Raw genomic sequence first — 11,626 nt, 5'->3', positions numbered from 1 at the left:
GTTTTTGCCATAACAGACCTATGGATTGACCTTTCTCAGGCTCTATCGCTAAAGCACTGTGTAATATTAAACCATTACCTCCCTTGCCAATTGGGCCGTAACCTTCTTTTTTAGCCTCAATACTGCCATAATCAAGAAAAGTTGTGTCTCCAACACACAGCACTACATCGTATTGTGTAACCGTTTCCGCCGTCATTTGACAGTGCGGTTCAATCACCCTTGAAAATTCCACTTTTGGGTTAGCAAAAATTCATAAGCTCTCTTGAGTACTGTTCCACTACTGAAGATTTCCGACAGTGCTTTGCCAAATCCAAGACTGAGAGCATAGCCTATCGACATTGCACGCTCATTTAATCGGCGATCGCCTAACTCACAGGTCGCAAAATTTTTCTCCCACCAGTCCAGCATTGTTCGTCACCTTTAGCACCGGATTTCAATTACTGTACTGTATATGCTGTGGTGTTTCCCAACTCCTTTGTGAGTCTGCTTTTCGAGACTTAACGGGAAAAGTCAGATTGATCAAGCCACTTTAGAGCGCATTTATGAACTAGAAATAAATATTGATGGCAAGGTAGACGACACTCAATCAGAAAAAAATCAACTATCACCAATGGCGCAAAAGTTGTATGAATATCTCACTAGAACTGAACGAATAGAGGCTGATGTAAGAGAGTTCAAGGGCAACTTTAAAGTCAACTCAGAAAGATTTACTGTTGAGCAAATCAAGGGCTGGATGTATGAAATTGTGGGGGCAGGGTTAGCAAACTGGATAAGCGACGGTGTTATCAAGCTCAATCAAATTTGACTGCTTTTAGTGTCTTGTGTCTGCACCCAAAATTCCCCTTGATTCGCGGACACAAGACACCAGACACCAGAGACACTAAACCATGAAAACCTTATACAGCATAGACATTCAAAGACACCACCCCAGACACCACCAAGACACCAAGTGTCTAAGTGTCTAAGTTGTGTCTAGTAGACACCAATAACAAATAAGCTAACAAATAGACAATTAATATTAGATAATTGTAAATAAATATGCTGAAAGTAGTAAATTCTGAAAAAAATAATGACACATTCAATTAATCCTGCTGAACTTGTTGATTTCCATTGTCATCTAGATTTATATCCCAACTATCTTGAAATAGTTAGAGAATCAGAGACTTTAGGTATTAAAACTTTGACAGTGACAAATGCACCTTGTGTTTGGAAACAGAATCAAATGTTGATAAAAGATTGTAAACATATTCGAGTAGCTTTAGGATTACATCCTCAGCTTGTCCATGTAAAAGCCAAAGAAATCGAACTATTTGAGCAACTACTGCCAGAAACCCGGTACGTAGGAGAAGTTGGTTTAGATAATGCCCCTGAATATGCTGATAGCATAGCCATTCAACGCCAAGTTTTTCAAAAAATTTTAGAATTATGTGCTTCAATGACAGGAAAAGTTTTAACAGTTCATAGTCGTCGAGCGTCTCGTCAAGTGATCGAGTTAATAGGTAATTATCTTCCTCCAGAAAAAGGGCGTGTCGTACTTCATTGGTTTACAGGGTCTATGAAGGAAGCGATGATAGCTGTTGAATTGGGCTGTTACTTTTCTATTAACATAAAAATGCTTGAAACTCCTCGCAAAAGGGAATTGGTAGAGTCACTTCCAAAGGAGCGAATTCTTACCGAATCGGATGGGCCATTTGTTAAATTTGGTAAAAAAATTATATGTCCAAAAGATATGTGGAAACCAGTTCAAGAGCTTGCAGGTATCTGGTCGGAAAGCGAAGCTAACGCTGCAAAAATTATTAGAAATAATCTGAAAATTTTACTATCTTAATTAGATAAATTATTTTAAATAATTAGCTTTAAAAAAGAAATTTTTCACTTCACTCATACCGCGCGAGTAGACATCAGCATAACTTTTAATATCTTCTACCGTAATTGGCCCAGAACTCAAAACATCAAACACTGCATTCTGATGCTTTAAATATCTGCCTCTTTCTAGCGCCATTTGAAAAGCCCTAACATCCCTTCCCACTTCCCTATCAAATGGCTGATATTCTTTTAAAATATCGATATTATATATATCATTATCTAGTTGTACTGAAGACAATGCAGCACGGCGAATAATGCATGGGACGCAATAACCACAATGCTTGCGAGGAGTACCCTGACGGAAACGCCCAACTTCGGGGTGTGAGCAAGACATTGTTAAATCTACTGTATCTTTTAATATTTCTTGATTTCTAGCATTTACTAGCATTTCTCCTTTTGTATAAAATTTATATGGCATTTGTATAGTATTCAATAAACCAAGAGATGAGACAACTTGTTGATACAAAGAAATAAAATGTGGATGCGTTGTTCTTGTACTAAGACTGCCCATACGAGAATTGGTCAATGGTACATTAAGTGAGATCAGCCCGTTTTCCGCAACAACCAAGGGAATTTGGCTACCGTAAGCATTGGCTACTAAAATTCCAAGGGAGAGGAATAACATAGATCGAGAACGCATAGAAGGTTCACCTCCACCTTTGCGCCTTTTTCGGGGTTGGATGTAAAACATATGCGGTGTAATAAGATTTTTGTAACATTCTTGAAGTTTTCCTAGAATTGCTTGTTGTATTGAATTGGTAATACCAGCGCCATGATGTCCAACCAATCCAATACTTTTTCTATCTTCAAGAAGGTCGATTGCACCCACGAGAGAATCTAATCCGCCAGAAAAAAGGCTTACGACTGCTACTTTTGAATTTGTTCTTTCTTGAAATTTGCAATTTTCTGGGACTTCTCGTTGCCTCAAGCAAATTTCCCAGCGATCGCCTGTAAGAAATTCTAATGATTTAACTAAAAATGGTAATGCCTCATCCCATTTGGGTATATTGACAACTGGTATATGCAGTTTAAAATTACGTGTCCATCTATCTTCTGTAAGATTTCTGGGAGTTTTTAAATCAGCAGTATACACAGCCATTGCCAAGTTTAATAAATCCCAAGCTTCCCAAGAAACAGAAGTGGTAATTTTATTTGTATGATTTTTTATAATTTCACCAAGAACGTTATTCCTTATTTCTGAAGGGTCGCCTGGACGATCAATAGAAGCAAGAATTGATGGTTGTTGCTCTGAAAATTTTGGTACATAGGTATCATTCACACCTACTTTAACAATAACGTTCCAAATCATTCGTTACCCTCTAAAAGACTGTATGCTTCTGTAAAAATTTTTTCTACAAATTTGTGACTTGAAGGACTGTTCCACTCCATATTTAAAACATCAACATTTTTGATATCGAGTTTGACACATTCAGAGATATACTCTTTAACTTGGCGCTCTAAACGGATAGCATCCTGGGCAGATATAGCTTTTTTTTCGATAACAAGCTCTAGTTCTCCAAGCCAGCGATTATATATGTAAGCATTAACAACTCCTTCAAAAACGTTTCTGACATCATCAGCATCCATTCGATCTAGCGTAGTAATGTCCCCATCTTCCAGAGAACAACGCTCATATAAAGCTTCTAGTGCTTCACTTACTGCTTTACGAGCAATAGCTTCCTCACGAGAGCTTCCTGAAGGTGCAAAAGCATTGGTAATTGCTGCAAAGACAGTTTCCGCATCTTTCCCAACCACTAAACTTAGTCCAGAATTTTGGAGCGCTCCGTTAATTCCGTTTTTTGCAACGTCAGCAAAAAAACCACCCAGTGCTGCTGCGGCCGAACGACCAGTAGCTGAACTACTCGCTGCCTTTCTGGCTCCTCCTAAAGCTCGTACATAACTTCTTCCTGCACGAGCGAAAGATTTATTGGTACTTCCCCCTGAACCTGAGAATGCTTTTCCTAAACTGCTTTTGGCTGCTCGCCAGTTCATGTTTGAAACAGGCGATTGTTGATTAGAGTTTTGTAGAGAATTAGGTATTACTGGTTGAAGCGAGGAGATATCTTCAGGGGATGTTGGCGAGGGTTGCTCATTACCTGCATCGGGAAACGCCCAGCTTGGAAGAAGCGGAATCCTGTCTTTTGGCCCACCATAGGATTTTGAAGTTCCCACTTGCAACCTCGGCTTAGTTATAATTTTTTAATCGTTGCTCTGCCACCTTTTTAAGGTTTGGGGCAGTGCTGTTATTTGCCCATTTTTGAAGAAGTTTTTTGACAAGATTTTTTTCTGTAATTTCTTTTGCGATACCTATAATTTTCGGAACAATTTTTATAGGTAAATCTCCTTCTGGCAAAGCTTCCACAAAAGTAATAAATTGGCTAAATAGTTCTCGACGAACTTCGACCCACTCACAAATTAAATCAAGAGCATATGACTTATTTGATAAATCTTCTTCCTGCTGTACTTTTTCACCAATAGCTTCAAATACTGCTGCTGCCTCTGCTTGATTAAGCTCGACTGATTTTTTTAAGGCATTATTGCGTATTGCATCACTACCTTGGAGTAGTTCGCTGATAATTTCTTGAGCTTTTGGGGTCATGCGTTGCACAACAGAACCACCAAGCGAACCCAGTGTATCGCGGGAGAAGAAAAAATAAGGACGCAGATCCTCATCTGCCAAAGGTGGGCTACTTTCCAGCCACTCCTTCATCCAGTTGTCAGAATTCCATGCAGCAAGGCTCAACACAGTTTCTCCAGATGAACTTGAAGGACTGGTTGATCTAGGCTGATTAGTTGTGCTGCCATTACTTGTAGTTTTTTGTTTTATTTGAGCGCTATCTGTGGCTTTATCTCCTGGCTTAGTTTTATCATTTCCTGATTTATGTGCATCTAATCCCTTGTCATGAACCTTTGTAGGATCGATTTGTTGTTCAATTTGTTTAAGTTCTTTAGGACGACCTTGTTGATTAGTTTGAAATTCAGCTAATTGTTTAAAAAACTCTGGTTTAAAATACTCTAAAAGCATCAATTTTGCTAGCACTCGTTGCTTAAGCGTAACATTTCTTGACTTAGCCATTTGTGTTCGTATAACAAGCGTATTTAGGAATCGCTTACACTGCCGGGGATTCCCGTTTAGACCACCTGCTAATATCGGCGCAATTCGTTGAGCTAGGCTCAAATCTTCTTCTAATTCAGGGCCAAGGTTTTGATTAAGAATAGCCTTAGCAATCCCAAGGTTAAAGCGTACTTCTAATAGAGAATCAGAATTTTGGTTAGCAACAGATTCTCGTGCTTTCTTCACTTCTTCTGAATCATGTTTGAACGCTTTTATAAAAAACAATAAATTAACATAGGTTTCCAGTTCAGAACGACCCAGTGGAGGAACACGAATTGGAAACTGAACTAGTTTTTCAAGATAATCTCGCCCTACTTCTGCTCGTTCACCTGGTAACTCAGGAAACCTCCGACGTACAGCATATTTGACCAGCCTTTCGTCCGCTCCTATGATAAACGCTGTATGAGGAACAAATAAAAAAAGTTTGATAGCTTCCAAGGTTTCGATTATTGTATCTGGCATACAACGGTCGAGGTCGTCAATTATAATCACCAGCGTTTGAATTTTGGTTTCTTGTAGTAACTCTGCAAAGTCTTGTCGAAATTCACGAATACCTCTCCTTAAATTTTGACCAGGATCTTCTTTTATAAATTTCTCAAAATCAGCATCATCTACTTTTTCTTCTGTTTCTTCTAACAGTTTATGTCCTAACTTCGCTGCATCTAGACCAGCACTTAAGCCTAGTGCAGGTAGACCACCTGTTAAATACGCAAGACCTGCTTTTGCAACTGTTTTAGTAGTAGAGCCAATGACTTGCATGACATTGACACGCTTTATTAGTTTACGTATGCGTTCTTTTGCTTGAGGTACAAGTTTTTTCTGTTTGCTGATTTCATCAAGGATGGTTCCCATAAGAGCAGTTTTTGCATCTTCGTAGCCCTCGAATAACCAACCATTAAAAGGAACTACCACAACTTCTGGGTTGTTCTTTAACTCGGTTTGAACCATCTTCAAAAGGCTAGATTTCCCACTACCCCAATCTCCGTATACGCCAATTGTTGTTGGTAGCAAAAGTTCATGGTAAATAATTGACGTGATAGCGCTTGAGAGATGGTGGAAACCTAGCAGGTCAATTTCTGATTCGTTATCAGACCACATGACCACTCCTCATTTCAACACTGAAAATTTAATACAGGGTAACATTTTTATAAAAATTGTGGAGACAGATCAAAAAGAGCCATTCTATATGCAGGAAGATCGGCGATCGCCTCAGATACTTCCTGTTTCCCCATCTCCCTTATGTCTACACCGTCTACAAGTGTAGACGTAGCTACAGCTTCCACCTTATCCAATACTGGGTAGGAAAGTATAGACGAGCATTGAGGGGTTTCTGAGAACCAGCCAACTCAAGCAGGTATTCATCAGGGTCAAGGTTGAGCATCGTTGCCTATTGATTGATTTGACTAGCAAACGACGCATGAAGGTATTTACTGCCTTAAAGAGAGTAATTATCTTATAGACAACTTAGAGACAAGTCATAGATATCTTAGAGAAAGTTACTAAAAAGACTTGTTAGAGTTAAATAGTTCATAAAACAAAGTGATAATTATGTCTAAACGTTCATCTCAATTATCAACTGAAGGCTATCAAATTGCTCAAAAAGCTTTAGAATCAAAAGGTTGGACTAAAGAATTTTTAGCAAGTGAACTTGACCTATCTTCAGGTACTATTCATAAATTTTTTACTCGTAAACCTGTTGACAAAGAGAATTTCGCTAAAATTTGTGTAGCTCTTCAGATAGCTACTCAAGAGGTTATTGACATATCCAAATTTCAAAATAAAGAATCGATTGATAAGCTAGTTGCAGACATTCGTCAAAAATATCAAAATAGTATTATTCAAAGATGTGGGACAATGAAGGTACTAGATATGACTTACCCCATTGAGATTAACCACATTTACACTACTGTAAATATTTTAGATAAAATCACTGGAAGACAGCGAAAGAGTATTGATGAACTTACACAAAAATTTGATCGAAATAATTTTGATAGATTGGGATTACCTCAAGTTGTTGAAAAACGAGTACCTGGATTAGAAGCCGTCAAAAAATATCATAAGCTCCTGGTTTTAGGAAAACCAGGCTCAGGTAAAACAACGTTTTTAAAGCATTTAGCAATTCAATGTATATCAGAGCAAATATTCAGTAATTATCTCCCAATATTTTTATCTCTTAAAGAGTTTGCAGATACCGATGTCAAACTTAAATTATTAGATTACATCTGTCAAAAATTAGCTGATGATAAGGTTGACAATAATTCAGTGATATCCCTGTTTGAATCTGGACGAGTATTATTGTTGCTGGATGGTTTAGATGAAGTCCAACAACAGGCAGATAATTATGTTGTAAGAGAAATTCGTGATTTTTCTCAACGATTTTCTATGAATCGTTTTGTATTGACTTGCAGAATAGCCGCAAAAGAATATACATTTGAGCAATTTACAGAGGTAGAAGTAGCTGATTTTGACCAGGAACAAATTCAGTCATTTGCCACCAAATGGTTCACAGCTAAAAACTCTAATTTTGATGAAATATTTATAGAACAACTACAAGAAAATTCCTCAGTTTATGAACTAGCGACTAGTCCTATATTACTGACTTTATTATGTATTGAATTTGAGGATGCTGGTGACTTCCCCAGGACTCGTACTGAACTATATCAAAGGGCAACTCATACACTTTTAAGAAGATGGGATGCTAAACGTTTTATTAAAAGAGATGATGTCTATAAGCATCTTTCAGTAATACATAAGGAAAATTTACTCAGCCATCTTGCTTTGATAACTTTTGAAAAAGGAGAGTATTTCTGGAAGCAACAAGATGTGCAGAAGTATATCGCTTCTTATATTATAAATTTCCCAGAATCTCCCCAAAATATAGAAGCTTTACTGCTAGATAGTGAAGCTGTATTAAAATCTATTGAGGCTCAACACGGATTATTAATAGAAAGAGCCAGAGAAATTTATTCCTTTTCTCACTTGACATTTCATGAATATTTTACGGCTAAAGAAATTGTAGCTAAAGCCAATCCTGAAATATTTAATGACCCGTCTTTACTTAATTTGATAAAGTATGTTTTTTACAAACAATGGCACGAGGTTTTCTTATTAACCTCAGAGATGTTAAAAAGTGCTGACGTTCTTTTACTGTCTATGAAGATTCAGATTGATAAAGCAGCATCACACAATAGACATCTTCAGGAATTATTGGCTTGGGCTAACCAAAAATCTATTCAAGTATCTAGTTCTCACCACCCTGCTGCAATTAGAGCATTTTATCTTTGTTTAGCTGCGGGTATTTGCATATTAGATAATACAAGCTATCCGTTTTTAGAAGATTGGGAATTCTTAGAACTGAGCGATTTATTAGAGTTGTTAGACTCCAATATCCAGTTAAGCTTTTATATAGGAAATGCTTTAGGCTTTGGCATGGGCAATTTTCACGCTCCTCTTGAACTTGTTGATTCAAATCTAGCTTTAGACATTAACCTAGCTCATGCTCGCGCTCAGGCATCCTTGCTGTATCGCATCGCTAATAGAGATATTGAAAATGAGAATTTCACATCTATCATTCTCTGTCAAGCAGATGATTATGAATATTCAGAGTCCGATGAGGAAATGATAAACAAGCATCCAATAGATGATAATAATTTTTTTAACTTAGATAAAGCTTTGTATGCAGCTATAAATTTGATTGATAATCAAGAATTCTTTGATGAAGTAGTCAAGTTATATGAAGAGTTACCACAAGGAGTTTACGATCATTGGGACGAATATTACCAGTGGTATAAAAATAATAGCGGTGCTTGGGCTAATCGGCTCAAAGAGTTGAATAAAAAGTATCGTAATATAGATTACGATTGGCCATTAAACAATGCAAAAGAATGGGGACTCTTAAGAGCCTATTGCTATGCTAATAAATTGTTATTAGATTGTCTTAATACTCACTGCTATGTCAGTCTTGACACTAGACAATATATTCAAGAAACACTGCTATTACCTTTCAATGAAATTGAAAAAATGATGGAAATAGAGAGAAAAAAATTACTTAATAGAGATGAAATCTAATACTACTTCCAGATGAAAATGCAAAGCTCACATAATCAACGTGAATTCGACGGATAAAAAAATAGCAGGAAGCAGAGCAGATAAGTCTTTAGGATAAATACGGTCTTTTAACTACTGCTATATTTTTCTGAATTACCATCAATCATCCTTCTTCAACATTCCCGTCAACAATTCCGACATTTCCCACAGGTCTTTATTCCGGTTATCGTCATAAATCATTAACGTTCGCGGGTCAGCATGACGGCTCAACTTCTGCACCTTTCTGATATTCCCATCAGTTGCATCGAGCGCCGCCGTAATTGCTGAATGCCTAACCCTGTGCGGTGACATCGGTTTCTTCACCCCTGCTTTCTTAAAAGCCGCCGACACTATTTTATAGACAGCATCCGTAGTCAATCTATGCCCAGTATTATGAAAATCTAACGCTGTAAAAATTGGTAAATTAGCATTCATTTCTCCCCTAGCAATTAGCCAATCAGCAAGAGCAGCCGCCACATCTTTGGACATATCCAAATATTCTTCATTCGTTCCCTTACCCTTACCCAAAACCCGCAACTTGCGCCCATAAAAATCAAAGTCACCCACATTTAATTGACAGACTTCATGACGACGCAAAGCTAAACCCCACAGCACCAAAAAAATTGCATAGTTGCGCTTGCCAATCAAAGTCTCCCTATCAAACTGCCCAAGTACAAGTGCTATCGCTTTGCTATCAACACCCCGCGTATCTCGGTACGCCTTAACCTTCTCCCCTGAAACATCCTCCAGGGAATAGTTGCACACTCCCAGCTTCCGCCCCATCTTGGCCAACGACTTAATCGCCGCCAACCGCCGATTAATTGTCGCCTCCCGCAGCCCAGACGCAATCAGTTTCGCTTTGTACTTCAACACCACCATCACCGCTTGTTCTCGCTGCAAGTGCAAAAACTCCAGCACGCTATCCCCAGTTGGCGGTAAGCCTGTCATCTTCAAAAAGAAATCCCGCAAATCTTTCTCGTAAGCCCGTTGAGTATTTGGGTTGCGTTTATCTGCCAACAACTGCGCCAATACATCTGGGTCTTGATCAAGCTCTGCATCAAAATACCGCGCGATCGGTGCAGACAAACACGCCTCCAACTCAACTTTTACTAACTCTCCAAATATTGGCTCGTTAGGCATAAATGCTCACAGACTCGTTATTGATAATGTAGATTTCCAATAACGACTATCATACAGCCGCAGGAGGGAGCATTAATCCTTACATTCCGCGAACAGCTAAGTCCTGATTGCGGAAGTAGGTAGGTGTCAATTGGTCATGCTAGGTCTGTAATTTCCTTATTGATATCAAAACTGATAGCTAAAAGCGGGGTATCTGGTGCAGCAGTTTTTGGGCAAAGTTTATAAGCCACTAGCCGCAACACCGCCTATGCTCCCACCAAGCGAACGCAGTAGTCTTTACTTGCCTCGGTAAGTTTATATATACGTTTTGTCTGTACCAGTTTCTATACAGTTTGGAAGGAAAGTGATCGCCTGTTAAGTTGGCAGAGATTAACAATAGGTTTAAAAATCATCCATGTTTGACTCAACTATTCACTCTTAAATGGTTTTTATAACGCGAATAAAAGCATAACGATAGTATTTAAGCTATATTTGGACTAAGTAATTACTCCACAAAATTGATTCTCGGTTCTGTTGATTGAAAAGAGGATACCACTTCAAAATTAAGCTTTTTTCTAACTCTAACCGATACTTTTCTTCCAGAAGAATAGGTAAGTCCCAACGGGCGATATAAATAGATGATGAAAATCCGTAATTTTGATTTAATTGTTGATAGTACTCAATTTGTTTTTTGCGATGATGAGCGCCACTCGAAGAATAATTAAGTGTACGCAAACGCTTACAGCAGTTTTTGCTTTGACCTATATAGAACCCATTTGACATCTAAGAAGGTGCTGCAAGCCTCTTAATCATCAACCGAATAAAACAAAGATTAACCTTGGCAGTCGCATTAGTTAAAGTTCTCTCAAAGTTCTTGACGAGGATTTTGCATCTTTCCATCCAAGAATTTGACCGCTCAATTACCCATCTTGCTGCAACCGGAATAAACCCAGATTTCCCTTGCGCTTTGTTTTCTTGTTTGGATGGTTTCGCCGAAAGTTCAAATCTGATTTTCGTCATGATCTGGGGATAAACCTTCTCTAACTCCTCGGTGAGATGTTCAGGATGATAACCGTGGTCTAGCAGGATGGTGGTCTTGGGAAGATTGACAGGTTTTGACTTGAAATAATCAATATTGAGCGTCAACATTTCAATCAAACCCTTATCATCAGATACATTCGCTTTGGTACAGTGAGTAAAGAAGGGAAATCCCAGGGTATCAACGGCTAAATGCCTTTTAATGCCATTAGTCGATTTGTAGAAACAATATCCTTTCGATGCAGCACTGGCATTACAAGTGTTTTTCACCGCTTGAGAGTCGATGATCAGCAACGTTGTCCACTTGGCTTTTTTTTAACCTGCTCACGCACTTGAGCGTGTAAGATGCTCATCAGTTTGTCGATCGCTCCAGATGCCCGCCACTGCTTGTAATGCCAATAT

The 11,626-nt window shown here is 38.4% G+C and carries 10 protein-coding genes and 1 pseudogene; 3 read left to right on the top strand and 8 right to left on the bottom strand.

Features of this window, described 5'->3' with window-relative positions; all coding sequences use genetic code 11:
- Nucleotides 1-217, bottom strand: a pseudogene (locus I8752_RS23295) (hypothetical protein); the annotation flags it as partial.
- Complete coding sequence (locus I8752_RS23290; protein ID WP_214434632.1) at nt 214-408, bottom strand: IS4/Tn5 family transposase DNA-binding protein; 195 nt, start codon at nt 406-408, stop codon at nt 214-216. The gene I8752_RS23290 and the pseudogene I8752_RS23295, both read right to left, overlap by 4 nt.
- A gap of 202 nt (nt 409-610) precedes the next feature.
- Here I8752_RS23290 and I8752_RS23285 point away from each other — a divergent pair, with 202 nt between their 5' ends.
- Complete coding sequence (locus tag I8752_RS23285; protein ID WP_225895856.1) at nt 611-805, top strand: hypothetical protein; 195 nt, start codon at nt 611-613, stop codon at nt 803-805.
- A gap of 264 nt (nt 806-1,069) precedes the next feature.
- A complete protein-coding gene (qatD, locus tag I8752_RS23280; RefSeq protein ID WP_214434631.1) occupies nt 1,070-1,828 on the top strand; it encodes a Qat anti-phage system TatD family nuclease QatD in 759 nt (252 codons plus the stop codon).
- Nucleotides 1,829-1,837: 9 nt separating this feature from the next.
- Here the strand turns inward: qatD and qatC are convergent, their stop codons facing one another.
- Genes qatC through I8752_RS23265 form a run of 3 tightly spaced genes read right to left on the bottom strand, consistent with a single transcriptional unit; the run spans nt 1,838 to nt 6,079 of the window.
- Nucleotides 1,838-3,175, bottom strand: a complete 1,338-nt coding sequence (gene qatC / locus I8752_RS23275) for a Qat anti-phage system QueC-like protein QatC (protein ID WP_214434630.1) — start codon at nt 3,173-3,175, stop codon at nt 1,838-1,840.
- Nucleotides 3,172-4,038, bottom strand: coding sequence for a Qat anti-phage system associated protein QatB (qatB, locus tag I8752_RS23270; RefSeq protein ID WP_214434629.1), 867 nt, complete (start codon nt 4,036-4,038; stop codon nt 3,172-3,174). Before qatB ends, qatC begins: the two co-directional genes overlap by 4 nt.
- 13 nt (nt 4,039-4,051) lie before the next feature.
- Entirely contained in the window at nt 4,052-6,079 is a 2,028-nt protein-coding gene (locus I8752_RS23265; protein ID WP_214434628.1) for a KAP family P-loop NTPase fold protein, read from the bottom strand.
- A 450-nt stretch (nt 6,080-6,529) separates the two neighbouring features.
- On the opposite strand from I8752_RS23265, the gene I8752_RS23260 reads away from it, so the two are divergent.
- Nucleotides 6,530-9,049 (top strand): NACHT domain-containing protein, encoded by a 2,520-nt coding sequence (locus I8752_RS23260; protein WP_214434627.1) that lies wholly within the window; start codon nt 6,530-6,532, stop codon nt 9,047-9,049.
- Between the two features lie 138 nt (nt 9,050-9,187).
- Here I8752_RS23260 and I8752_RS23255 read toward each other — a convergent pair whose 3' ends face one another.
- From I8752_RS23255 to I8752_RS23245, 3 genes are all read right to left on the bottom strand, one after another.
- Complete coding sequence (locus I8752_RS23255; protein ID WP_214434626.1) at nt 9,188-10,207, bottom strand: tyrosine-type recombinase/integrase; 1,020 nt, start codon at nt 10,205-10,207, stop codon at nt 9,188-9,190.
- Nucleotides 10,208-10,672: 465 nt separating this feature from the next.
- Nucleotides 10,673-10,921, bottom strand: coding sequence for a hypothetical protein (locus I8752_RS23250; protein WP_214434625.1), 249 nt, complete (start codon nt 10,919-10,921; stop codon nt 10,673-10,675).
- Nucleotides 10,922-10,969: 48 nt separating this feature from the next.
- Complete coding sequence (locus tag I8752_RS23245) at nt 10,970-11,518, bottom strand: transposase (RefSeq protein WP_214434624.1); 549 nt, start codon at nt 11,516-11,518, stop codon at nt 10,970-10,972.
- Nucleotides 11,519-11,626: the final 108 nt, after the last annotated feature.

Origin of the sequence: Dendronalium phyllosphericum CENA369, from assembly GCF_016056275.1 — a bacterium.
Classification (GTDB): Bacteria; Cyanobacteriota; Cyanobacteriia; order Cyanobacteriales; family Nostocaceae; genus Dendronalium; species Dendronalium phyllosphericum.
This window is presented reverse-complemented; position numbering and strand designations above follow the sequence as displayed.

Excerpts from the sequence above, each read along its gene's own strand:
- I8752_RS23290 (WP_214434632.1), bottom strand. The coding sequence starts at position 408 with ATGCTGGACTGGTGGGAGAAAAATTTTGCGACCTGTGAGTTAGGCGAT.
- I8752_RS23285 (WP_225895856.1), top strand. The coding sequence starts at position 611 with ATGGCGCAAAAGTTGTATGAATATCTCACTAGAACTGAACGAATAGAG.
- qatD (WP_214434631.1), top strand. The coding sequence starts at position 1,070 with ATGACACATTCAATTAATCCTGCTGAACTTGTTGATTTCCATTGTCAT.
- qatC (WP_214434630.1), bottom strand. The coding sequence starts at position 3,175 with ATGATTTGGAACGTTATTGTTAAAGTAGGTGTGAATGATACCTATGTA.
- I8752_RS23265 (WP_214434628.1), bottom strand. The coding sequence starts at position 6,079 with ATGTGGTCTGATAACGAATCAGAAATTGACCTGCTAGGTTTCCACCAT.
- I8752_RS23260 (WP_214434627.1), top strand. The coding sequence starts at position 6,530 with ATGTCTAAACGTTCATCTCAATTATCAACTGAAGGCTATCAAATTGCT.
- I8752_RS23255 (WP_214434626.1), bottom strand. The coding sequence starts at position 10,207 with ATGCCTAACGAGCCAATATTTGGAGAGTTAGTAAAAGTTGAGTTGGAG.